26 protein-coding genes are annotated in these 23255 nt (G+C 69.3%); 9 read left to right on the top strand and 17 right to left on the bottom strand.

What is annotated here, in order from left to right:
• Positions 1–26 precede the first annotated feature (26 nt).
• The 13 genes from ACH442_RS18750 to ACH442_RS18690 all read right to left on the bottom strand — a co-directional run bounded on the left by ACH442_RS18750 (position 27) and on the right by ACH442_RS18690 (position 11583).
• Positions 27–1013 carry a transglycosylase SLT domain-containing protein gene (locus tag ACH442_RS18750; protein ID WP_396339277.1) on the bottom strand — a complete coding sequence of 329 codons (987 nt, stop codon included), beginning with the start codon at positions 1011–1013 and terminating at the stop codon, positions 27–29.
• 73 nt (positions 1014–1086) lie between these two features.
• Positions 1087–1560 carry a flagellar export protein FliJ gene (locus ACH442_RS18745; protein WP_396339276.1) on the bottom strand — a complete coding sequence of 158 codons (474 nt, stop codon included), beginning with the start codon at positions 1558–1560 and terminating at the stop codon, positions 1087–1089.
• Positions 1561–2136: 576 nt separating this feature from the next.
• Positions 2137–3444, bottom strand: coding sequence for a FliI/YscN family ATPase (locus ACH442_RS18740; RefSeq protein ID WP_396339275.1), 1308 nt, complete (start codon positions 3442–3444; stop codon positions 2137–2139).
• Positions 3441–4109: a FliH/SctL family protein gene (locus tag ACH442_RS18735; RefSeq protein ID WP_396339274.1), complete on the bottom strand. Its 669-nt coding sequence runs from the start codon at positions 4107–4109 to the stop codon at positions 3441–3443. The genes ACH442_RS18740 and ACH442_RS18735 overlap by 4 nt, the downstream gene beginning before the upstream one ends.
• Entirely contained in the window at positions 4093–5118 is a 1026-nt protein-coding gene (fliG, locus tag ACH442_RS18730) for a flagellar motor switch protein FliG (RefSeq protein ID WP_396339273.1), read from the bottom strand. The genes ACH442_RS18735 and fliG overlap by 17 nt, the downstream gene beginning before the upstream one ends.
• Positions 5119–5158: 40 nt before the next feature.
• Positions 5159–6778 (bottom strand): flagellar basal-body MS-ring/collar protein FliF, encoded by a 1620-nt coding sequence (fliF, locus tag ACH442_RS18725; RefSeq protein WP_396339272.1) that lies wholly within the window; start codon positions 6776–6778, stop codon positions 5159–5161.
• 1 nt (position 6779) lies between these two features.
• On the bottom strand, positions 6780–7130 hold the full coding sequence (fliE, locus tag ACH442_RS18720; RefSeq protein WP_396339271.1) for a flagellar hook-basal body complex protein FliE: 351 nt from the start codon (positions 7128–7130) through the stop codon (positions 6780–6782).
• Between the two features lie 2 nt (positions 7131–7132).
• Positions 7133–7525, bottom strand: coding sequence for a flagellar basal body rod protein FlgC (locus tag ACH442_RS18715; RefSeq protein WP_396339270.1), 393 nt, complete (start codon positions 7523–7525; stop codon positions 7133–7135).
• Positions 7526–7527: 2 nt separating this feature from the next.
• Positions 7528–7875, bottom strand: a complete 348-nt coding sequence (locus tag ACH442_RS18710; protein ID WP_396339269.1) for a flagellar basal body rod protein FlgB — start codon at positions 7873–7875, stop codon at positions 7528–7530.
• A 180-nt stretch (positions 7876–8055) separates the two neighbouring features.
• Positions 8056–8376, bottom strand: coding sequence for a hypothetical protein (locus ACH442_RS18705; protein ID WP_396339268.1), 321 nt, complete (start codon positions 8374–8376; stop codon positions 8056–8058).
• Between the two features lie 8 nt (positions 8377–8384).
• Positions 8385–8765 carry a flagellar export chaperone FliS gene (fliS, locus tag ACH442_RS18700; RefSeq protein ID WP_396339267.1) on the bottom strand — a complete coding sequence of 127 codons (381 nt, stop codon included), beginning with the start codon at positions 8763–8765 and terminating at the stop codon, positions 8385–8387.
• Positions 8766–8816: 51 nt separating this feature from the next.
• On the bottom strand, positions 8817–10208 hold the full coding sequence (gene fliD / locus ACH442_RS18695; RefSeq protein WP_396339266.1) for a flagellar filament capping protein FliD: 1392 nt from the start codon (positions 10206–10208) through the stop codon (positions 8817–8819).
• A gap of 118 nt (positions 10209–10326) precedes the next feature.
• Positions 10327–11583: a flagellin gene (locus tag ACH442_RS18690; protein WP_396339265.1), complete on the bottom strand. Its 1257-nt coding sequence runs from the start codon at positions 11581–11583 to the stop codon at positions 10327–10329.
• 243 nt (positions 11584–11826) lie between these two features.
• Between ACH442_RS18690 and ACH442_RS18685 the strand changes: the two genes are divergently transcribed.
• The 7 genes from ACH442_RS18685 (at position 11827) to ACH442_RS18655 (ending at position 17325) form a co-directional block, all read left to right on the top strand.
• Entirely contained in the window at positions 11827–12312 is a 486-nt protein-coding gene (locus ACH442_RS18685) for a flagellar protein FlgN (protein WP_396339264.1), read from the top strand.
• Positions 12312–13745, top strand: coding sequence for a flagellar hook-associated protein FlgK (flgK, locus tag ACH442_RS18680; protein WP_396339263.1), 1434 nt, complete (start codon positions 12312–12314; stop codon positions 13743–13745). The genes ACH442_RS18685 and flgK overlap by 1 nt, the downstream gene beginning before the upstream one ends.
• A 48-nt stretch (positions 13746–13793) precedes the next feature.
• A complete protein-coding gene (locus ACH442_RS18675; protein ID WP_396339262.1) occupies positions 13794–14735 on the top strand; it encodes a flagellin in 942 nt (313 codons plus the stop codon).
• 2 nt (positions 14736–14737) lie between these two features.
• Positions 14738–15175, top strand: a complete 438-nt coding sequence (gene fliW / locus ACH442_RS18670; protein WP_396339261.1) for a flagellar assembly protein FliW — start codon at positions 14738–14740, stop codon at positions 15173–15175.
• Between the two features lie 118 nt (positions 15176–15293).
• Positions 15294–15533, top strand: a complete 240-nt coding sequence (csrA, locus tag ACH442_RS18665; RefSeq protein ID WP_396339260.1) for a carbon storage regulator CsrA — start codon at positions 15294–15296, stop codon at positions 15531–15533.
• A gap of 93 nt (positions 15534–15626) precedes the next feature.
• Entirely contained in the window at positions 15627–16361 is a 735-nt protein-coding gene (locus tag ACH442_RS18660; RefSeq protein WP_396339259.1) for a hydrolase, read from the top strand.
• An 85-nt stretch (positions 16362–16446) separates the two neighbouring features.
• Positions 16447–17325 (top strand): SRPBCC family protein, encoded by an 879-nt coding sequence (locus tag ACH442_RS18655; protein WP_396339258.1) that lies wholly within the window; start codon positions 16447–16449, stop codon positions 17323–17325.
• Between the two features lie 302 nt (positions 17326–17627).
• Here the strand turns inward: ACH442_RS18655 and ACH442_RS18650 are convergent, their stop codons facing one another.
• Both ACH442_RS18650 and ACH442_RS18645 read right to left on the bottom strand, forming a co-directional pair.
• Positions 17628–19460 (bottom strand): ATP-binding protein, encoded by a 1833-nt coding sequence (locus ACH442_RS18650; protein ID WP_396339257.1) that lies wholly within the window; start codon positions 19458–19460, stop codon positions 17628–17630.
• A 35-nt stretch (positions 19461–19495) separates the two neighbouring features.
• A complete protein-coding gene (locus ACH442_RS18645; RefSeq protein WP_396339256.1) occupies positions 19496–19708 on the bottom strand; it encodes a hypothetical protein in 213 nt (70 codons plus the stop codon).
• A 250-nt stretch (positions 19709–19958) separates the two neighbouring features.
• Between ACH442_RS18645 and ACH442_RS18640 the strand changes: the two genes are divergently transcribed.
• Entirely contained in the window at positions 19959–21203 is a 1245-nt protein-coding gene (locus ACH442_RS18640; RefSeq protein ID WP_396339255.1) for a S8 family peptidase, read from the top strand.
• 155 nt (positions 21204–21358) lie between these two features.
• Positions 21359–21748: a response regulator gene (locus tag ACH442_RS18635; protein ID WP_396339254.1), complete on the top strand. Its 390-nt coding sequence runs from the start codon at positions 21359–21361 to the stop codon at positions 21746–21748.
• On the opposite strand, the gene ACH442_RS18630 is transcribed toward ACH442_RS18635, so the two are convergent.
• Both ACH442_RS18630 and ACH442_RS18625 read right to left on the bottom strand, forming a co-directional pair.
• A complete protein-coding gene (locus tag ACH442_RS18630) occupies positions 21729–22496 on the bottom strand; it encodes a class I SAM-dependent methyltransferase (RefSeq protein ID WP_396339381.1) in 768 nt (255 codons plus the stop codon). The two genes, ACH442_RS18635 and ACH442_RS18630, sit on opposite strands and share 20 nt — an antisense overlap.
• Positions 22496–23251 carry an SDR family oxidoreductase gene (locus ACH442_RS18625; protein WP_396339253.1) on the bottom strand — a complete coding sequence of 252 codons (756 nt, stop codon included), beginning with the start codon at positions 23249–23251 and terminating at the stop codon, positions 22496–22498. The genes ACH442_RS18630 and ACH442_RS18625 overlap by 1 nt, the downstream gene beginning before the upstream one ends.
• Positions 23252–23255 lie beyond the last annotated feature (4 nt).

Below are 23255 nucleotides of genomic sequence, written 5' to 3'. Positions count from 1 at the left end.
ACTCCTCGCTGCTCGAAGTGGGTGTCTCAGCCGCCGAGGGCGGCCAGCGCCTTCTGCACCTTCGGCACGTAGGCCTGCGTCTCGCTGAACGGCGGGATGCCGCCGTACTTGTGGACCGCCCCGCCGCCCGCGTTGTACGCGGCGATCGCCAGCGGCATCGACTTGAACTCCTTCAACAGGCCCTTCAGCATCTTCGCGGCGCCGTCGACGGCCTGCTCCGGGTCGAACGGGTCGTCCACCCCGAGCCCCCTGGCAGTACCCGGCATGAGCTGCATCATCCCCCGCGCGCCGGCCGGACTGACCGCCTTCGGGTTGTATCCGGACTCGACCTTCGCCACCGCGGCCAGCAGCTTCGGGTCCACGCCGTGCTTCGCCCCGGCCTTCAGGAACAGATCCGCGTACGGCACCCCGGTCAGCCCGCCACCCGCAACCGCCCCGCGCAGCCCGGCCGGACGCAGCGCCGACATGTCCTGCACCGCGGCTGCCGGCACGTTGTCGATGATCCGCCGGATGGTGCTCGGCTTCTCGTAGACCGACTCGATCTTCACGTGATCACCCGGTTTCGGGGCGGCGATCATCTTGTTGTCGCCGATGTAGATCGCCACGTGGTGCACCGGGGAACCGAACGCCAGCACGTCACCCGGCTTCGCGTCACCGATGCTCGCCACCGGGCGACCCGCCGTCGCCTGCTGCCAGGAGTTGCGCGGCAGCTTCACGCCCAGGTCCTCGTACACCTGCTGGACCAGGCCGGAACAGTCCAGGCCCTTCTTCGGGTCGGTGCTGCCGAAGACGTACGGCGTACCCAGGTATTTTCGGGCCGTGGTGACCACGTCGCCGCCGCTCGGCCCGGCCGCCGTCCCCGGGGCCGGCCCCGAGCCGGTCGCCTTGGCGAGCGCCGACGCGAACTTGTCACCCGACGCGTCCGTACCGGCCGTGGCCGGTGGCGGGGTCAGGCCCAGCTGCTCCTGCAGCTCGGAGATGCGCGACATGACACCGCCGACACCAAGACTCATGCCGCCACCTCCGCTGTGCTCCGGCGCCGCCAGGAGTTCTGGAATGAGCTCAATGATTCGCTCGCAAGCTCGCTCATGCGTCGCTCCCGTTCTCGTCAGAACTCGGCGGCGTCTCCACGCCACGTGCGGCATTCCGTGCCTTCGAGGTGACCGCCAACTCGTCGAGGTTGGCCTGGTCAGTGCGCAGATCGTGGGCCTTCACCATGTCGGCGTGCCGCTCGGAGAGCATCTCCACGGCACGCCGGCGCTTCGCGGCGTCGGTGAGCGCGGCCATCTTCTCCCGCTCGACCTCCTCCGCGTCGGTCACCATCCGCTGCGCGCCGAACACCCCGGCCGCCAGCGACTGGCGCGCCACCAGCGCGGCCACCATCGCCCGGGCCGAACCCTCACTCGGCGCGTCCTGCCCGACCAGATCCAGCTGCCGGCGCTTCACCAGAGCCTGCGCTTCCCGGATCTCCTGCCGCGACTGGATCAGCTCCCCACGAGCGGCGTCCTCCTGCGCCTTGCGCGCACGCAGCACCGGAGTGAGACGGAAGATGCGGTTCACGTTGGCCTCCTAGCGGGGCGACGGGCCCTCACATTCCCGCTTCGGCCTCCGGCCAGATCGACTGAGCCCCTGCACCCAACCCGCAACAACCGGGCACCCCGCGACGCCCGCCGTGCTCCCTCTTCAGCCCGCGACACCCCCTTCCCCCGTTTCCTCCCCAGTACGCCGCGAAGCCCGGCCCCCACCACCCCGTCCCGCGCGCTCACCGCCTGCACGGGGTCCGGCCCGCTGTTGTCAGCCGGCGCCCAGGGGTGCTTCCGGCATGCGGAGGCACCTCCGATCGCCGGCTCTCCCGTGCCGGCCGGCGCCGAGAGGTGTTTACGCCCCGATACCCGGGCGCCCGCCGATCGCGCGTGCATGGTTCACGGTCCTGGCCGGCCCGCAGGGCTGTATTCGTCAGCCGGAGACAGCCGTCGGTGCCGGCTCGCCGTGGTCGGCTGCTGCCGGCGTGGTGCGAGGTCTGCCGTTGTAGCGGGCGTGCCGCGGATGTCCCGGACGCGGGCCTCGCGTGAGCGTCGTCATCACGGGGCGTTGCCGGCCACGGGCGGCTCACGGGCGTACGCGCAAATCCGGTTCTTATGTGGTGGCGAGGAGCGCCCGCAGCGCCGCCCAGGCGTCGTCGGCGGTGACGCGTTCGTCGAGGTCCTGTCGGAGGAAGGCGCTGATCTGCGGCCAGGCGGCGTTGGCCCGGTCGGCTTCGGGGTTGGTGCCGGGCACGTAGGCGCCGATCTCGACCAGTTCGCGGACTTCGCGGTGGGCGGCCATGAGACGGCGCAGTTCGGTGGCGTCGGAGCGCTGCTCCCGCGTCGTGATCTTGTTGGCGACCCGGGAGATCGAGTCGAGGGCCTGGATGCTGGGGAAGTGCCCGGCGGTGGCGAGTTTGCGGTCGAGGACGATGTGGCCGTCGAGGATCGAGCGGGCGGCGTCGGCGATCGGCTCGTTGTGGTCGTCGCCTTCGACCAGCACCGTGTAGAGGCCGGTGATGCTGCCGCGGGCGCCGGGCCCGGCCCGTTCGAGCAGGCTGGCCAGCATGGCGAAGACGGACGGGGGGTAGCCGCGGGTGGCCGGTGGTTCGCCGACGGAGAGGCCGACTTCGCGCTGGGCCATCGCGGCGCGGGTGACGCTGTCCATCATGAGCAGGACGTCGGCGCCTTCGTCGCGGTAGTACTCGGCGATGCGGGTGGCGACCGATCCGGCCCGGAGCCGGACCAGCGGCGGCGTGTCGGAGGTGGCGATCACCACGACCGAGCGGGCCAGGCCTTCCGGGCCGAGGTCGTGTTCGATGAATTCGCGGACTTCCCGGCCGCGTTCGCCGACCAGTGCGACCACGTTCAGTTCGGCCGAGGTGCCACGGGTGATCATGCTCATCAGGGTGGACTTGCCGACGCCGGAGCCGGCGAAGATGCCGATGCGCTGGCCGCGGCCGCACGGGACGAGCGTGTCGAGGACGCGTACGCCCAGCGACATCGGCTTGTCGACGAGTTGCCGTTCCATCGCCGAGGGCGGTGCCTGTTCGATCCCGACGAGTTCGCCGCGCAGGGGTGGTCCGCCGTCCATCGGGCGGCCGAGGCCGTCGAGGATGCGTCCGCGCAGGTCGGGGCCGACCGAGATGCGTAGTGGCCCGCCGGTGCTCATGGCCGGGGTGCCGGCGCCGATGCCGGCGATCGGGCCGAGCGGCAGGCAGTTGAGTTGCTGACCGTCGAGTGCCGCCACCTCGGCGAGCACCGCGTCGGGTCCGCTGCCGATCCGCAGCAGTTCGCCGACGCGCGCTTCCAGTCCGCTGACGGTGACGCGCAGGCCGACGGCGCCGGTGACCCGGCCGGAGACCGTGGGCCGGGCGGCGGCGACGGCGGCCCGCATGCGGTGCTGGAAGACGTCGGTCATATCCGGAGTGCCTCCCGGGCCCGGGCGATCGCCCCTTCGATGGTCGCGTCGACGGTCGCGGTGCCGGTCTCGGCGGTCGCGTCGCCGGGGCGCAGCGTCGGGTCGGCGATCAGGTTGATCTGGCGGCCCCGGTAGTCGAAGACGCCGTCGCCGTCGCCGACCAGGTTCGTGTAGTCCTCGGGGTGCAGCCGGACGACGACGTTGCCGTGCTCGGGTGCGGCGGTCATCGCCCGGCGCAGCGCGTCCTGGCCGCGTTCCGGGTCGTCGCGCAGGTTGCGCCCGACGATTGATTCGGCCAGTTCGAACGCGCTGGCCAGGACGAGTTCCTGCAGTTCGGTGAAGGTCGGCATGAGCTGGTTCTCCAGCTCGGTGACGGCCCGGCCGAGCGCGTTGACGGCGTGGGCCAGGGCCGTCGACCGGCGCTGCTCGTGGTGTTCCTCGGCGGCGAGCGCGCGGGCGGCGGCTTCTTCGGCGGCGGTGACGGCGTCGCGTTTGCCCTGGGCCCAGCCTTCGGCGTAGCCGGTGGTCCGGGCGGCCATCCGTTCGTTCTCGAGGAGCTTCGGGTCGTTCGGTTCGGGCAGGCGCAGGTCGGTGGCGAACTGGGCGGCGGCCACGTTCTGGGCGGTCACGCCGCGCAGGACGGGGCTGTCAGGCGATGAGCTCATCGGCCTCGCCACCACGCTGGATCTCGATCTGGCCGGAGTCCTCCAGGGTGCGGATGACACTGACGATCTTGGCCTGGGACTCCTCGACCATCTTGACCTTGACCGGGCCGAGCAGGTCCATCTCCTCGAGCAGGTTCTCCCGGCCGCGCTCGGACAGGTTCTTGGTGACCTTGTCGCGCACGTTCTCCGGGACGCCCTTGAGGGCGGTGGCCAGGTCGGCCGGCTCCACCTGGCGCAGGATGAGCTGAACCGCCCGGTCCTCCAGGTTGATGATGTCCTCGAACATGAACATCCGCCGGCGGATCTCCTCGGCCAGCTCGGGACTGCGCGCGTCCAGGGCTTCCAGGATGAGCCGCTCGGTGGTGCGGTCGGCCCGGTTGATGATCTCGACCAGCGGTGCGAGGCCGCCGACCGTGGAGAGCTCGTCCGGCTGCAGCACGCTGGACAGCTTGCGCTGCAGCGCGCTCTCCACCTGGCGGATGATGTCCGGCGAGGTGCGGTCCATGATCGCGATGCGGTGCGCGACCTCGGTCTGCACCTCCAGCGGCAGGCCGGCCAGGATCGAGGACGCCAGGCCGGCCGGGATGTGGGCGAGCACCAGCGCAATCGTCTGCGGGTGCTCGTACTGCACGTAGGAGAGCAGTTGCCGCGGGTCCGCGTTGCTGAGGAAGTTGAACGGGATGTCGTTCATCGACGCTTCGAGCCGGTCGAGGATCAGCGCCGCCCGTTCCTTGCCGAGCGACGCCTCCAGCAGCTCCCGGGCGTAGTCCATGCCACCGGACCCGGCGAACCGGGTGGTGGCCATGGCGTAGAACTCGTCCATCACGTCGTCGACCTGGACGGGGTCGAGCTTGCCCAGCCGCGCGACTTCCGCGGAGAGCGCCTCGACCTCCTTCTCCGACATGCTCGCCAGCACCTGCGCGGATTGTTCACGGCCGAACTGGATCAGCATGATCGCGGCTTTACGAACGCCCGACATGTTGAGCGTGGTGAGCGCGGGTGTGGTCAACGCGTACTCCTAGAACCGTCTTTCTTGCCGGGTGGGGGTGTCAGTGGTGCGTCGCGTCGGCGGACATCCAGCCGCGCAGCAGGGTGGCCATCTCGTCCGGCTTCTCCTTGACCATCTCCTCGATCTCGCGGTGCCGTTCCTCGCGAGCCTCGTCGTGCTCCTCCACGGTGACCCCGCCCTCGATCATCGCCGCGGCGTGCATGGCCTGGGTGGCTTCCAGTTCCGCCTGGCGCTGCGCGTCCAGTGCGGCCTGCATCTCCTCCAGGTGCGCCTTCTCCTCGGCGCTGAGCTGCTGGCGCCGCTTGGCTCGCCGGCTCGCCCGCCAGGCAAGGAAGATCAGCGCCAGGACGACGAACGCCAGCGCACCGGTCTTGACCAGCGTGAGCTGCTTGTTCTGCTTCTCCGCCGCGGCTGCCGCGGCCAGTTCCTGCTTGGCCGCCTGCTGGGCCGAGGTGTCGAACGGCATGGCGCTGACCGCGATCGTGTCGCCGCGGGTGGAGTCGATGCCGGCCGCCGAGCTGACCAGCTGCTGCACCTGGGTCGGGTCGATCGAGGCGGCGACGGTGCTGTCCAGCAGGACCGCCACGTTCAGCCGCCGGATGCTGCCGGGGGCCTTACGGCGTACCTCCTGAGTTTCGTTGAGGGCGTTCTGCCGGGCGTCGTTCTTGTTGGCGTACTGCCCGTTCGAGCCGGCGCCGCTGGGCACCTGGATGTTGTCCGGGCCGAGCACGCCGCCGTTGCCGTTGCCGCTGCCGCTGTACGTCTCGGAGCTGGACGTCTCGGAGAGCGAAGGCAGGGACGGGTCCGAGCTGTACGTCTTGCTGCGCGTCTCGGTCGAGTCGAAGTCGAGGTCGGCCGTCGTGGTGACGACGGAGTGCCCGGGGCCGACGAGCCGGTCCAGCATGGCCTGCAGTGCGGCGTTCATCCGGTTCTGGAACTCGACGGTCTGCGCCTCGGAGCCACTGTCCCCGCCGGTCGCGACCGATTCGCCGCCACCGGTGGAGAGGATCTTCCCGTCCGCGCCGGCCACCGTGACCTGGGTCGGGTCGAGGCCCTCGACGCTGGACGCGACCAGATGCACGATCGCCTGCACCTGGTCGCCGTCGAGCGGCCGGGACGACTTCGACGCCACCAGGACCGACGCGGTCGGCTTGGCGGCGCTGTCGGCGAACACGTCCTTCTGCGGCAGCACCAGGTGCACGGTGGCCGCCTCGACGCCGTCGATGGACTTGATGGTCTTCGCCAGTTCCCCTTCGAGGGCCCGCTGGTAGTTGGCGTGCTGCATGAAGTCGCTGGTGGTGATGCCCTGCTGGTCCAGCAACGAGTAGCCGGTGCCCTCGTCGTTGGGCAGGCCCTCGCCGGAGAGCTGGAGTCGCAGGGCGTTCACCTGGTCGCGCGGCACCATGATGGTCTGGCCGTCGTTCGCCAGCTCATAAGAGGTGTTCGACTTCTGCAGCGACTCGACGATGGCACTGGCGTCCTTCGTCGACAGGTTGTTGAAAAGGATCGCGTACGACGGCTTCGCCGCCCACGTCGCGAAGAAGTACCCCCCGACGACGATGGCGACGATGGCGAAAATCGTGACAGCCTTCTGTCCCGGCGTGAAGGACTTGAAGGTGTCCGTTATGCGGCGTACCGGTGCGGGAAGGCGGTCAGTCATGTCAGGCCTGCATCCTCATGATCTCTTGGAAGGCTTCGACGGCCTTGTTCCGAACGGCAAGAGTCATCTGAAGTCCGAGGGACGCCTCGTTCGCGGCCATCGTGTACTGGGCGGGGTCCTGCAGCGTCCCGTTCGCGACCTGGACGGCCAGGTCGTTCGCCTTGTCCTGGGACGCCTGGACGCTCTCCAGTCCCTTGGAGAGCATCCGGGCGAAGTCGGTGTTGGGGCTCGCGGTCTTGGCGGCCTCGTCGAAGTCCAGTGAGTCGGAGATCTTGGACAGCCCGGATGTGCCCGAGATGCCGTTGATCCCGCTGAAACCGGAGATGCCCCCGATAGGGCTGATCGGACTCATGATTACTTCCCGAGGTTGATGGCGGCGGCATAGGCATCCCGCGCCCGGTCCACAACCGAAAGATTTGCCTGGTACGAGCGTTGGGCCATGATCATCTGGGCCATCTGACTACCCATGTCGATGTCCGGCCGGCGGACGTACCCCTGTGCGTCGGCGAGCGGGTTGTCCGGCTCGTACGCGAGGATGCCCTGCGCGCTGCCGAGCTGAACGCCGGCGACCTCGGCGCCGTTGCCGTCCTGCGCGGCCCGGGCCTGCACGTAACGCGCCTGGAATGCGTTCTCGGACGTACGGCTGGTGTCGTTCATGTTCGCGATGTTGTCGGAGACCGCGTCGAGCCACTTGCGGTAGACCGTGACTCCGGTACCCGCGACACCGATGGCGTTGAAGATGCTCATCCTCAGGCTCCCTTGATGGCGTCGCGCAGCAGGCCGTACTTGCTGTCGATGGCCCGGAGGGTGAGCTGGTAGCGCATCGTGGTGTCGATGTGCGACAGCGTCTCCTCGTCGAGGTTGACGTTGTTGCCGTTGAGCCGGGTGGGCTCCAGCGACTCGCTCGTGGACGGGCTGACGCCCAGCGGCGACTGGCCGCGGGTGATCGCGCCCGAAAGAGCCTCCTCGAACTTGACCTTACGGGCACGGAAGCCCGGGGTCTCGACGTTCGCGATGTTGTTGGCAATGGCGTTCTGCCGGGCCGACAGGCCGGTGACAGCGACGCGCAGCGCAGACGTGGAAAGGTCGTCGAACACTTCGCAGCTCCCCTGATCGCTGGGTCTGGTCGCCGTTCCATGGCACTTCGGTGAGCAATCCGTTGCTCGTACCATGCAGTTCGGCGTGACCGGTGATTCGCTGAGCGTCAGACGGTTGCTGCGAGGTTGCACACGAAAACGTCCCGCACCCTCGGGCGAGGATCCGGGACGTTCGTGGTCTTACATGGCGCAATCCAGGTAAACCGGGCGTTTGACCGCTTCGCCGGTTTCTATTCGGGCTGTCATCGCTGTCTGCTGCCGGTTCGCGGTCAGCCGCCGGGCGATCTCCTCGGCCGCGGCCAGCTGGCGGGTGAGGATCTCGTCGGCCCGCGGCTTGAGCTCCAGCGGCAGCGCGCCGAGCTCGGTCGGTGGCTTCCAGATGTCGGCCGGCGGGGTCTCGGCATGACGATGCTCGTCGGCGAGCATCGCCTCGATCGTCGCGACGTCCATCTCCAGCTCGTCCAGAGCCGCTGTCCAGGCACCCCGCCAGTCGGTGGTCATGGCCCGGCTCAGCCCTGTGCGGCGGCGACGGCTGCCTCGCGCCACGCGTCGCGCAGCGGCTCCAGCAGCTTGCGGCAGCCGGCCACCCGCTCCGGGCTGCGGGCGATGTTCGCCCCGATCAGCTCGGTCAGGATGAAGCCGTAGAGGTTGGCCAGGCCCGGAGCGCCGTCCCAGGCCTCGAGGTTGAGCGTGACCCGCAGTTCCAGGACGATCTCCTGAGCGTGGCTGATCTTCTCGTGCGCCAGTTCGCGGTCGTCGCTCCGAAGCGCCTCCTCGCTCTGCTGCAGGTCGAGGATCAGCCGGTCGTACAGCATGATCAGCAGCTTGGCGGGCGAGGCGGTGTTGATCGAGTCCTGCAGGTACCGGTCGCGAAGGTTCGGCGTGGTCATAAGTCTCCTCGGAAGATTCGGGCGGCGATCAACGGGCGAGCGACGTCATGGTCAGCCGAGCTGGCCGGAAAGCCAGCTGGACTGGTTCTTCAGTTTTCCGAGGGCGGTCTCCAGGTCCGTGTACTGCTTCTGCAGTGCCAGCTTCCGGGCTTCGAGGCGGGTGTCCCAGTTGCTGATCTGGTCGTTGAGGCTGTCGATCTCGTTGCTGCGGCCGGTGACGACCGAGGTGACCGTGTCCGACTGCTTCCTGGCCATCGCCTCGAAGTTGTCGCCGAGGCCGATGCCGGCCTTCTTGATCGCGGCCGGGTCCTCGTTGTAGGCCGCGGTGAACTTGGCCGCGTCGAACGTCAGCTTGCCCGTGCTGTCGAGCTGGATCCCCATCTTCGACATGCTGCCGAAGGCGATCTTCAACGGATTGTCCGCCGTCTCGACCGGGTCGTTCGGGTTGGTGGGCTTGACATAGTCCGGGTTGTCGTACGACAGGCCACCACTGACCGACCCCAGGATGGTCTGCGAGATGTTGCGGACCATGAAGTCGCCGGTGAGCGGCGAGCCCTTCTTGGTGCTCGCGTCGTACGCGGTCTGCGATTTCACCTCGCCCAGCACACTGTTGGCGGCGTCGACGAGTGCCTGCATCTTGTCCGCGATCCCGGCCACGTCGGACTGGGCGTTGATGGTCACGGCCTTCTCCGGCTTGGTGACCGTGATGCTGACCCCGCTGAGCAGGTTGGTGAAGGTGTTGCTGCTGTTGGTGACCTCGTAGCTGCCGGGGGTCAGGCCGCTGCTCTCGTCGTTCGGGTCCACCAGCGAGCCGACCCGGATCTTCGCGTCCGCAGCCGCGGTGACCACATTGCTGGTGCCGCCGAGGCCGTTGATCGTGAAGTTGTTGGCGACGCCCGGCTTGCTGCTGGTGATCTGCAGGATGCTGTCGCCCGAGGCGGTCGTCACCACACCGGCACGGACTCCGACGCCACTGGTGCTGTTGATGGCGGCGGCGATGCCCGCGGGCGTCTTGTCGGTCACGTTCACCGGCACCGGGTTGCCGGAGCCGATCGTGACGGTGAGGGTGCCACTGCCGTCCGTGATGTCGGTGCTGCCGGCGGCGTACTCGGTCGTCGTGACCTGCGCTGCCGCGGTGGAGACCACGTCGAACGTGGTGGAGCCGGCCGCGCTGGTGAGGCTGTTGGTCGCGGTCGCCGAGACCGAGGTGGAGCTGGAGGTCGCCTTGATCGAGCGCCAGGTGGCGAGGTCGCCGAGCGTGCCGCCGGCGGTCTTGAGCGCGGCGAGCTTGCTGTTCACCGACTGGTACGAGGAGACCGTGGTCTGAGCGGTCTTGACCTTGGTCTTGAGCCGGTCCTGCGGTGCCGCCTCCACCTGCATGAGCTGCTTGATGATGGTGGACGTACTCATACCGCTGACGAGGCCGTCGACGGAGCTGCTCACGTGGGCACCCTTTCGGTGGAGGGGGAAAAGAACGGGGTAGCCGACTGGTTTCTGCCGGCTACCCCTACCTCTTCGGCCGTTCAGGCGGCCGATTCAGTTCCTGTCGGTATCAGTTCGGTTAGCGGAGGAGCGACAGAACGCCCTGCGCCGACTGGTTCGCCTGGGACAGCATCGAGGTGCCGGCCTGGGTGAGGATCTGGTTCCGGGTGAAGGAGACCATCTCCTGGGCCATGTCGGTGTCACGGATCCGGGACTCGGACGCGGAGAGGTTCTCCACCGCGACGTTCAGGTTGTTGATGGTGTGCTCGAAACGGTTCTGGACGGCACCGAGGTTCGCCCGGGTGTCCGAGACCGACTTGATGGCCTTGTCGATCGCGGTGATCGCGTTGCCCGGACCGCTGGTGGTGGTCAGGTCCAGGGCCGCCGTGCCAAGCGTCTTGGAGTCGATGGCGCCGATGGAGACGCCGATCCGCTCGTTGGCGTTGGCGTTGGCGCCGACCTGGAACCGGCCGGTGTTGCCGCCGGGAACCGCGTTGGCGGCGGTGGTGGCGGTGATGGTGCCGCTGTTACCCATGAGGGACGCGAGCGCGGTACCGGTACCACCGGTGTCGGTGGCGCTGAACTCTCCGACGCCGGACATGCTCATGGTCGTCGCACCGGACGAGTCCGTGCTGGCCGTCATCCGGACCTCGTTGCCCTGGTAGCCGTTGGCCTTGAGGGCCTTCGAGAGCGAGTCGTTGACGACCTTGGCGATGTCCTGGGCGGTCGCGCCGGCCGGAATGTCGGCGGCCTTGATGTCGACGCTGATCTCGCTGCCGGCGGCGAGAGTGGTGCCGTCGACCTGAGTCAGCTTGAACGTGGCGTCGGTGGTGAGCGGGCCGCTGGCCGCCGTCAGAGCGGTCACGTTCGCCGAGGTGAGCGAGTTGGTCGCCTTCACGGTGGAGCCGAACGAACCGTCGAGCAGCTTGGCCTTGCCGAACGAGGTGGTGCTGCCGATCCGGTCCAGCTCCTGGTTCAGCTGGTCCATCTCCTTGTTGGCCGCGCCCTTGGCGTCCGAGTCCATCGACCCGGCGTTCGACGTCTGCACCGCAAGGTCACGCATGCGCTGCAGAATCGAGGTGACCTCGTTGAGCGAGCCCTCAGCGGTCTGGGCGACGCTGACGCCGTCCTGCGTGTTCCGCACCGCGACCTTGAGGCCGCCGGTCTGCGACCGCAGTCCCTCGGAGATCGAGAGGCCGGCCGCGTCGTCCGCCGCCCGGTTGATCCGGAAACCACTGGACAGCTTCTCCAGCGACTTCTGCATCTGGCCGTCGGTGACCGAGAGGTTCCGGTAGGCGTTCTGCGCGGCGATGTTCTGGTTGATGCGAAGACCCATTGGGTGATTCCTCCTTGACTGGGGTCTTGAGCGGCCCGTCCATGAGCCGGTGTTGCGTCTTTCCCTTCGGCGGCCCGCCGGAAGGCCCTGAGGATTCTCCGAGAATTCTTCGGGCTTTTTGGGCTTACCGGAAAAATGCCGATTGGGGGAAACCACTCAGCGGCACCGCGAACATGCCGACCTGTCCGAATGAGCGGGTTGCCAACGGGGTGCAGCCCGACCAGCGAAACGACGGAGGACCGGGTGAGCCTGACCGACCTGGCCAGCGTCCTGTGGCGCTCTCGCGAGCTGCTGGAGATGCTGCTGTTCAAGCTTGAGGAGGAGCAGTTGCTTCTCGCGGCCAACCGATCGCGCTGGCTCAGCCACGCCACCCGGGAGGTGGAAGTGGTGCTCGATCAGATTCGCCAGACCGAGGTCATCCGTGCCGCGTACGCCCAGGACGTCGCCACCGAGCTCGGCATCGACCCGGAAGCCTCGCTGGGGGAGCTCGCCGACGCGGCTCCCGATCCCTGGTCGGACCTCCTGCACCAGCACCGTAAGGCGTTCCTGCTCTTGACGTCGGAGATCCGGGCCCTGGCCGACGTCAATCGTGACCTGCTCACCGCGGGTCAGCGCGCGGCTCGCGAAACCATGCTCGTCTTCGCGGAGAGTGTGGAAACGTACGGGCCTCAGGGCCAGACCGTCACCGGCGGCGTGCGCCGCCCCACCCTCGTTGATGAGGCGATCTGATGGGCAGCACTTTCAGTGGACTCAACACGGCACTGACCTCCCTGTACGCGCAGCGGCGCGGCTTGGACATCAGCGGCCAGAACATCGCGAACGCGAACACCGAGGGTTACACCCGGCAGCGCGTGACGATGCAATCGCAGAACGCCAACCTGGTGCCCGGCGTGTACGCCACCACCAGCGCGGTCGGCAACGGCGTGGTCGTCTCCTCCGTGGACCGACTGCGCAACGCCGCCATGGATCAGCGCAGTTACACCGAGCATGCGAGTTCGGCGTACCACAATGCGCGGGCCGGGGCGTACAACCTGATCGAGGACGTGTTCGCCGAGCCGAGTGACACCGCTCTGCAGGGCCGGCTCGCGGACATGTGGGACGGGTGGAACGCGATCACCACCAACCCCGACCAGCTGGCCGGCAAGTCGGCGGTGCTGGAGCAGGCCACCACGGTCGCCTCGACGCTCAACGACGCGGCGTCGGCGTTGAACAACCAGTACAAGGCGGCGCGGACCGGCCTGGACACCTACGTCGACGACGTCAACAAGGCGGCCGACGCGGTGGCCAAGCTGAACAACCAGATCGTCGTCGCGTCCCAGGCGGGTCTGCAGCCCAACGAGCTGCAGGACCAGCGCGCGCAGCAGATCCTCAAGCTGTCCGAGCTGGTCGGGGCGAGCGCGACCGAGGCGGAGAACGGCGCGATCAACGTCTTCGTCGGCAGTGCTCCGCTGGTCAGCGGCTTCAACACCCGGAAGATCGAGATCGAGGCGGGCGGCGCCACCCGGCTGGAGGACCTGGCCAGCAGCGAGGTCAATCTGCGCTGGTCGGACACGAAGGCCGCGGTCGGCGCCGGTGGCACGATGGGCGCCTCGATGGAGCTGCTGGCCAAGGGCGGCACGCTGGACAGCATCACCACCCGGCTGAACACGGTCGCGCAGAAGCTGGCCGACTCGGTGAACGCGGCCTACAGCGGCGGTTACGCGACCGACGGCACCACCGGCAAGCCGTTCTTCATCCGCAACGACAACAGCTCCACGGCGAACGTCACCGCGGCCCAGATCCGGGTCGCCGTCACCGATCCGGCGAAGCTGCAGATCTCCAGCGGCGATCCGACCGGCACCCCGAAGATCCTGAACGGCAACGTCGCCGACAAGATCTCCGATCTGGCCGATTCGAAGACCGACGCGGACGCCGAGTACCAGTCGATGATCGGCGAGCTCGGTGTGTCGGCGCAGTCCGCGATCCGCCGGCGCGACGTGCAGAACGCGGTGACCGACCAGGTGGACGCGTCGCGTGACGCCGAGTCCGGGGTGAATCTCGACGAGGAGATGACGAACCTGCTGACGTACCAGCGCGGGTACGAGGCGGCGTCCCGGGTGCTCACCACCATCGACTCGATGCTCGACCAGCTGATCAACCGGACCGGCATGGTCGGCCGGTAACCGAGGGGTTCCGACATGTCCAGCAGTCCCAGAGTCACTCAGAGCAGCGTGCGCACCCGCACGATGGCCAGCCTGCAGCGCAATCTCAACGCGTCGCAGAAAGCACAGGACCAGATCTCCAGCGGGAAGCAGCTCACCCGCCCGTCGGACTCACCGACCGGGACGGTCACCGCCCTGCAACTGCGCGGCGAGGTGCGGGCCAACAAGAAGTACTCGACCAACGCGGACGACGCGGCCGGCCGCCTCGGCGTCGTCCAGGACAACCTGCAGCACACGCAGGAGCTGACGACCGTGGCCCGCAACCTCCTGCTGGAGGCGGCCAGCAGTGGCGGCGGGGGCACCAAGGAGGCCAATGAGGCCCGGGCCGCCCAGCTCGAGCAGCTCAAGGCCAACATGGTGCAGTTCGCCAACTCGAAATACTTGGACCGGCCGGTCTTCGGTGGGTCCACACCGGACTCGTCGGCCTATGACGCCACCGGTCAGTACATCGGCGAGAGCGCCGGCGAGACGTTGCGCGCGATCGGCCCGAACGCCAAGGTCAGGGTCGATGTCCGGGGTTCGGAGGCGTACGGCCCCGACTATCTCGTCGACGCCGGCGGCGGCTTCGTGGACGCGACCGGCGCCCCGGTCGACGACGCGCACAAAGTGCGCAATCCCGCCCAGCTCTTCCACGTGATGGACGACGCCATCGCCGCCCTGAGGTCCGGCGATAACGACGCTTTGACCGCCAGCATGAAGAATCTCGACAAAGCGTCTGATCTCGTGAAATCCACGCTTTCGGACGTAGGTGCCCGATACAATCGGGTTACGCAGATGAAGCAGTCCGCTGAGGATCGCTTGATGTCCGTGTCGTCGCAGCTGTCCGATATCGAGGATGTCGACCTGCCCAAGGCGATCATGGAATTGCAGCTCCAGCAGACCTCGTATCAGGCCGCCCTGGCCGCCACGGCCAAGGTGATCCAGCCCTCGCTCATCGATTTCCTGAGGTGACCATGACTACTCGCACCATGTCCCGACCGATCGAGGCCACCATGACCGACCCGTCGCTGGGCCTGCCGACCATCTCGATGGCGACGCCCATGCCCGGGTTCCCGGCGCACAAGGAATTCGTCCTGGTGCGACTGAACGAGGACGGTCTGCTCTACGCGCTGACCTCGATCGACAACCCGGAGCTGCGCTTCCTGGTGGCGCCGCCGGAGCCGTTCTTCCCGGAGTACGCACCGGAGATCGACGAGGCGGTGTTCGCCGCGCTGAACACGAAGGACCCGGATCGTGTGCTGCTGCTGGCCGTCATCACCGCGAGCGAGGAGGAGACCACCGCGAACCTCCTCGCCCCGATCGTGGTCGACCGGGACTCCATGCGGGCCGTGCAGACGGTCCTGACCGGGTCCGGCTACCCGGTCCGGGCGATCATGAACCGGTCGTTCTGAACCTCCAGGCGAGGGTCCTTCACGGCGGTGTCGTGAATGACCCTCAAGGGCGCGGTCGCGTTTCGCAGCGGCCGCGCCTTTGTCATGCTGTCCGTTCCATGGCTGGAGGAGGGCGTCGATGCTTGTGCTGACCAGACGGGCCGGAGAGAGCGTGATGATCGGCGACGACGTCGTGATCACCGTGCTGGAGACCCGGGGCGACGTGATCCGGCTGGGCATCCAGGCCCCGCGTGACGTCCAGGTGCACCGCGAGGAGGTGTACCGGGAACTGCAGGAGGCCAACCGGGCCGCCGCCTCGCCGACGGACGCGGCGGTCGACGCGATCACCCGGCTGGTGGAGGAGAGGTCCTCGGAGTGAGGACGCACCTCACCTGCACCGGCGGCTGACCCCGGAGACAACGCGGGACCGGGATTGTTCTCCACGACGGTGAACTTCAGTCGGGGAGTGGTCGTGGGCTCAAAGCAGGAATCGGTCATCGGCGCCGGGTGCGCGCTGGATCTGACGGTGGATGCCCACGTGCACACCGGGTTTTCGGCGGGGCGGGACGCCGTCGGTGTGGTGGTCTCGGCCGCTGACCGGGCCGGCCTGACCGCGCTCACCTTCGCGGACCAGGCCGGGCCGGAAACGACCTGGCTGACCGCGTACGCCGACGCGGTGCGCCGCGCCCGGCACCGCACCGAGATGGCGTTGCGCGTCGCCGCCGAGGTCGAGGTGGTCCGCCCGGACGGCTGGCTGGCCCTGCCGGCCGACCTGACCCAGCTCGACGCGCTGTCGGTGGCGATCTCCGCCCTGCCGCTCGGCGACGAACTGCTGGACGCCCGGGCGGTCCGTGCACTGCTCGCGGACGGTGTGATCACCGCCGAGCTGGTCGCCGAGCAGTTGATCGCGGCGACCGTGCGTGGCCTCGAGCGGGCCTCCCGTTACGTGCCGACGCAGCTGGCCCGCCCGCTGGCGCTGCTGGCGCAGGCCGGGGTCGACGACGCCGCGGTGTCGCCGGCGTTGATCGCCGACCTGGCCGCGGCCTGCCGCAGCACCGGGACCGTGGTGGAGATCAGCGAGGCGTGGCGCAGCCCGTCCCCGCGTCTGGTCGCCCTGCTGCGCGACGCCGGCGTGACGCTGGTGGCCGCGAGTGACGCCCGGTACGCCGCCGAGGTCGGTGGCTGGCAGTACCTGCGGCGAGTCTGAACTCCGGACTCCGCAAAAGTGAACACGGGTCGTGCTCGTCTCCGTACTCTCTGTCATGCCAGCACTTCAGCATGGGAGAGATGCGATGAGTATGGTTCAGCAGGCCATCGAGGTGAGTGCACCGCTGCACACGGTGTACGAGCAGCTCGCCGCGTTCGAGAACTACCCACGGTTCATGACGGGCGTCCGCCAGGTCACTACGACCGGAAGCGATCAGACGCACTGGATCATGGACGTGGACGGCAGACGCCGTGAGTTCGACGCGCAGATCATCGAGCGGACACCGGACGAACGGGTCTCCTGGTCGACCATGGAGGGCCCACTCCTCGCCGAGACCCTGACGCTGCGCCCGATGGGTGAGACCAAGACCCAGATCGTCGCCCAGCTCGAGGCCGACATCGCGTTTCTCATGCCCAGCGACCGGCACGGCCAGGAGTCGCTGAACCGCCGCCTCAAAGCGGACCTGACCACCTTCAAGGGCCTGGTCGAGAGCGGCGTCCTGGGCGGCCGCCCGATGCCGACCGGCACCAAGCGCCTCCCCGGCCCCTCGCACACCCTGTTCAGCCCGGACTTCGCCTCGCCGGCCTCGGTCGCCACCCGCGTCCACAAGCATCCGCCCGCGACGCAGCCGGCTCCCGGACCGGGCGCGGGCTGGGACACCGGCGCCGCCGACCTCGGCAACGCCGACCCGACCGGCCTCGGTCTCACCGACAACCCGCTGCACCACGCGGCCGGCGCCGGGAATCTCCCCAGCGCCGCCACCGGCACCGCCGCCCTGGCGAACACCGCCCGCCCGAAGGCCCCGGCGAGCGCGTCGCCGTCCTCCGGTGGCAACGTCACCGGCCGCGGCGCCGGCCCGATCAGCGGCGCCTCCGCCGGCTCGGCCCGGATGGGCGGACGCACTCCGGCCAGCGACATCTGGGGCAGCGGCATGATCAACGAAGAGGACCGCGGCATCGGCTGAAGATCAACTTCAAGATCTTCATGTCCCCTCTCCGCTGTGGTCCCGATCGTCGCTCCCGCGGGGACCCTTCCGGGCTGAGCAGGGCGCGGGGCGCCCAGAACGCTCAGCCCGGAAGGGCGACGTCCGTGGGTGGTCCGGCCCAGAGCAACGAACCCGTCCACGTGCCACCCCGGCCGGACAGTCCCGTGCGCCGGAGCCCGCAAGCTGGGCCCGGTGTGGTTGCGGCCCTGGGTGCGTGACGGACAGCGCGAGTCGCGGCTGGGGCCGTGTTCGCGGGGTGAGCACGGTCGGAACCAGCCGGGTCAGCGGGGCGCAGCCTCCAGGGTGACCAGCAAGCGGGCGCCGCGCGGTGTCGCGTGTTCGTACCGGACCGACCCGCCGTTCGCCTCCACCAGGTGCCGCACGATGAACAGCCCCAGCCCGGCCCCTTTGATGAACCGACCGAACAGGCTGGGCAGCACGTCCTCCGGGATGCCGGGCCCACTGTCCTGCACGGTCAGCAGCACCGTCCCGTCCGGCTGCCGACCCGCGCCGACCCGGATCGGCGCCGCGCCGTGGGTCCGCGCATTCTTCAGCAGGTTCTCCACGACGACCGCGAGATGCCCCCGGTCGGCCAGCGCCGAGATCTCCTCGTCGATGTCGATCTCCGCTTCCGAGCCGGCGCCGGAGTCGGACGACCCGGCGGCGGCCCGGACCACTTCGAGCAGCGGCACCGGGGTCCGCCGGGCGGTGACCGTCCCGGTGTCCAGCCGGAACAGCAGCTGCAGGTCGTTCATCATCTTGACCAGCCGCCGCGTGTTCTTGTCGATCTTCTGGGCCAGCTCCTGCCGTACGTCGTCGGGCAGGTCCGCCCAGTCCGCGCAGAGCAGTTCGGCGAGGCTGGCGATGGAGCTGATCGGCTGGGCCACGTCGTGGGTCAGCATCGAGGTGAGGTCGTTCTTGAAGGCGAGCGCCGCGGCCAGCCGTTCGTTGCCGCGTTCGAGTTCGGCGGCGTGCGAGGTGAGCGCCTCCTCGGCGGCTTTGCGGGAGCCGATGTCGACGCAGGTCGCGACGTATCCCCGGGGTGTGCCGGCGGCGTCCGGGATGGCGGCCATGGTGGCGAGCACGGGCACCTGGGTCCCGTCGGCGCGGGGGAGCAGCCAGTCTCCGCCGCCGCCCGGGGGCGGGAGTGGTGGCGGCTCGCGCAGTTCGTCCCGTTCGCCGGTGAGTTCGCGCCAGCGCCGGTTGACGTCGATCACTCGGTAGTTGGCGTCGAGCACCATCACCGCCTCGTTCATCGACTGCAGCAGCGTGTCGGCGAAGTCCTGCCGGTCTCGCAGTTCGGCGACGAGGTGACGCTGGCGGCGGTCGGCGAGGTCCAACGTCCGTACGAGAAAGGCCAGCAACCCGAGGAGACCGAGAGCGGCGAGGATCGCTCCGGTGCTGACCGCCGCGGCCGGCCGGCTCAGCCCGGTGCGCACCGCGAACGCGCTGACGAGCGCGGCGATCAGCGGCGCGGCGACGAGTGCGGGCGCGAGCCGGCGCACCGCGGTTCGCGGGCCGGACCGGTCGAGTGTCCGCAGCGGCCCGGTCTCGGGCCGGGCCAGGATCGCGCCGGCGGTCAGCGTGAGCAGCCCTCCGGCCAGGTGCAGGGGCATCACCCCGGCCGGTTCCTGCCCGTTGGGGAAGGTCGCGGCGAAGAGCCGGGGGACGAGGGCGACCAGCGCGATCGTGGCGGCGCCGAGCAGCGGAGGGTCGGCGACCCGCAACGGGATCTCGCCGACCCGGCGGGGCAGCCGCAGGTCGAGCCCGGCCAGGGCGAGCCCGGAGAGCAGCGTGGCCACCGCGGCGGCCGGGTGGTCGTCGAGGGTCGCGCCGCCGAGGATCGCCGTGGTCAGCGCGAACGCCGCGGCGGCGCCGGCGCGCAGCCGGCCGGTGAGTCCGGCGGCGGGTGGCAGCACTTGCAGTAGCAGGGCGAGCCCGGCCGGAACCAACGCGACCGCCGGAGTGGGCGTGAGCCCCTCCGGCGGCGCGGTGAGATCGGACGTGCGCGTGTTCAGGAGGCCGAGAACGGTGACCGTAATCCCGGCGCCTCCGGCGATCAGCCGGGACAACCTGCTCACGCCGCGTGCCGCGATACGCACATATCCCCCCATGACGTGAGGAAATGATCATATCGCGGCAGGCGCGGTTACTTACCCGCCCAGGCGAACCCTTCCTCCAGGCGGATCTTGCTGGCCACGCGAGCGATCCCGGCGTGCATCCGGTTCGCGTGGTGACCGCAGAAAGCCAGGTCGCCGCCGCTGCTCAGGGTCACCTCCAGCTTGGCGGCCGCGCCACAGCGATCGCAGCGATCGGTGAGCTCGCCGACGGTGTCGATCTCGGGCGACAGCAGGGTGGTCATATCGCTCTCCTTGCTCAGTGGCCGAATGAAGCGCAGCTCAACGGCGGTGTGCAGCGGTCCTGACAGCGGAATAGATCGGCCCTGGGCCATTGGGTCTTAGTGCTTCGACCCGTGGATCGGCTGAGAATCGGCGCAACGCCGTCGCACCCGAGAGGGACCTGGACCTGCACTTTTTCCACTTCAAGATTTCCCTCAAGTCGCCGCGGCATGCACGTCCGGGCCGCGGCACCCAACGTGAGGGAGATATTTGATGCTCGGTTCCGACGCCCGTCGCCTGGCCGTCCGATTCATGGCCGTCGCGAGCGCCGCCACCGCTTCTCTTTACGGTTTCACCGCGCCGGCTTCGGCCGCCGCGGTCCCGGCCGCTCCGGCGACCGGGAGGATCCTGGAGGCCGGCGCCGCCACGGCCATCCCGGGCAGCTACATCGTGGTGCTCAAGGCCGGCGCTGCGGCCGCCTCGCAGGACCTGGTCGCCACGTACGGCGGTGAGGTCGTGAACAACTACAAGGCCACCGTACGCGGATTCCACGCCCGCATGTCCGAGACGCAGGCGGCCCGTCTGGCCGCTGACCCGTCCGTCGAGTACGTCGAGCAGGACGCCGTGATCGCGGCCGCCGCCACCCAGCCCGGTGTCACGTGGGGCCTGGACCGGATCGACCAGCGCACCCGCACGCTGGACAAGAAGTACACCTACGCCTCGGCCAAGGACGTCACCGCGTACGTCATCGACACCGGTATCCGCACCTCGCACAAGGACTTCGGGGGTCGCGCGACCAGCGGCTACGACTTCGTCGACAACGACCGGGTGGCCGACGACTGCAACGGGCACGGCACCCACGTGGCCGGCACCATCGGCGGCGCGACCTACGGCGTGGCCAAGGACGTCAAGCTGGTCGGCGTCAAGGTGCTGGACTGCGACGGTTCCGGCTCGTACTCCGACTTCATCGCCGGCATCGACTGGGTGACCGCCCACGCCCACCTGCCCGCGGTCGCCAACATGAGCATCGGCGGCCCGAAGGACAAGGCGCTCGACGACGCCGTGAACCGCTCGATCGCCAAGGGCATCACGTACGCCATCGCCGCCGGCAACGACAACAAGAACGCCTGCCGCTTCTCGCCGTCCGACACCACCGACGCGATCACCGTCGGTGCCGTGGACAGCAACGACAAGCGGGCGTCGTTCTCCAACTACGGCACCTGCCTGGACATCTTCGCGCCGGGCGTGAACATCAAGTCGGCGTCGGCGGACTCGAACACCGGTTCCGCGATCATGAGCGGCACCTCGATGGCCAGCCCGCACGTGGCCGGCGCGGTCGCCCTGGTGCTCGGCGCCCACCCGGCCTGGACCCCGCGGCAGGTGCGTGACGACCTGGTCGCGCACGCCGGCTCGGGCCTGGTCCGCAGCCCGGGCGCCGGCTCGCCGAACAAGGTCCTGTTCACCGGTTACCTGAACGAGACCGCCGCCGTGGCGAAGGCCGCGGCGACCCGCCGCTGAACCTGATCCGGGCACACGCCGCGCGACGCATGATGCGTCGCGCGGCGTCGTGTCTCCCTCGGACTTCGGTCGTCCGGCCGGGGGTGCGGGAAAGTGCCCAACTCCGGCGCCCGGGGCGGCTAGCGTGAGATCGACCCCAGCCCCGAGGAGGACCCATGTCCGAGGCGCCGGTCGCCGATAAGTCGACCATCCTGGTCGTCGACGACGAGGAAGACCTTCGCGACATCATGCGCCGCATGCTGGAGCGCAAAGGCTACGCGGCCCTGACGGCCGGTGACCCGGACGAGGCGATCGCGGTCTGCCGTGACCATCCGGGCGTGATCGACGTCCTGGTCACCGACCTGACCCTGCCCGGCGAGAAGTCCGGTGGCGAGCTGGCCGGCCGGATCCGGGAGATACGCCCGGGGATCCACGTGATCTTCATTTCCGGGCTGCCCAAGGACATCGCGGTGGCCAAGGGCTTGGTCACCGAGGACGACACCCTGGTGAAGAAGCCGTTCACTGCCGATGTCCTGCTCGATGCGATCAAGAAAGTCCTGGAGTAGGCCACGGAACAGTCAGTTCGCCCAGGCGCCAGCGGGCCGGGCCGTCCAGCACGGGGCGGCCCTCGTCGCGCATCCGCCGGACCGTCGCCAGCCAGCGCTGCCGCGGCCCGAACGGGGTCGCCTCGGTCTCCCACGCCCGCCCCAGCGCCCGCAACAGCTCGTGCACCGGGTGACCGGGCACGTTGTGGTGGATCAACGCCTTCGGCAGCCGCTCGGCGAAGATCGCCGGATGTTCCAGGTCGGCCAGCCGCGCCGACAGCGTGAGCGTCGACGGCACGCCCGCCTCGACCACCGCCCACGTCGCGACCCGGCCCAGCTCGTCGCAGGTGCCCTCGACCAGCGTCGCGCCGGTGCCGGTCATCTGCCGCCAGGCCGCGGCCACCTCGTTCTCGGCGTACTGCCGGAGCACGTTGAACGCCCGCACCACCACCGGTGCGAGACCGGCCAGTTCGAAGCCGCCCCGGTGGAACTCCAGGTGGGGCGGGTCGGCGAACGGGCGGGCGGCTTCGACACGTACCGGATCGATCTCCAGACCGACGACCGTGACGTCCGGACGAACCGTGGCCGCCAGCCGTCCCCGCAGCTCCACGGCCGTGACCGGGGTCGCGCCGTAGCCGAGATCGATCACCAGAGGCGACGCGGCGTCACGGAGAAGATCCGCGCACCGGTACGCGATGAAGTTGTCCACCCGCCGCAGACGGTTGGGGTTCGTCGTGCCTCTGGTGATCGCTCCGACCGGCTTGATGATCAAGGCTCCCGGTGCACCTTGTGCTGGGCGGCCTGGGCGATCGGCCGGATCACCAGCCGGTCGATGTTGACGTGCTGCGGCCGGGTCGCCGCGAACGCGATGACATCCGCGATGTCGTCGGCGACCAGCGGCTCCTTCACGCCCGCGTAGATCGCGTCGGCCCGCGCCCGGTCACCGCCGAACCGGTTGAGCGAGAACTCGTCGGTGCGGACCATGCCGGGGTCGATCTCGATCACCCGGACCGGCTTGCCCGACAACTCCAGCCGGAGTGTCCCGACCAGCGCGGTCTGGCCGTGCTTGGCGGCGACATAACCCCCACCACCCTCGTACGGCGTGAAAGCCGCCGTCGACCCGACCGTCACGATCGTCCCCGCGCCGCTCGCCTCCAGCGCCGGCAGCAGCGCCTGCGTGACGCGCAGCGTGCCGAGCACGTTCACGTCCCACATCGCCTGCCAGTCGGCGACCGACCCGTCCGCGATCTGGTCCAGCCCGACCGCCCCGCCGGCGTTGTTGACCAGCAGCGCGACGGGCGCGCCGAGCTCGGTGACGGCGGCGGCCAGCGCGGCGACCGATTCGTCGGAGGTGACGTCGCACACCACCGCGGTCACGTTCGCGCCGATCTCCTTGACCAGCGCCTCCAACCGGTCGGCCCGGCGGGCCGCGGCGACCACGTGGAATCCCTCCCCGGCCAGGCGCCGGGCGGTGGCCGCCCCGATGCCGCTGGATGCTCCGGTGACCACTGCGATTTTTTGCATGCCC

It is taken from the genome of Actinoplanes sp. NPDC020271, from assembly GCF_044388125.1.
Taxonomy (GTDB): Bacteria; Actinomycetota; Actinomycetes; order Mycobacteriales; family Micromonosporaceae; genus Actinoplanes.
This window is presented reverse-complemented; position numbering and strand designations above follow the sequence as displayed.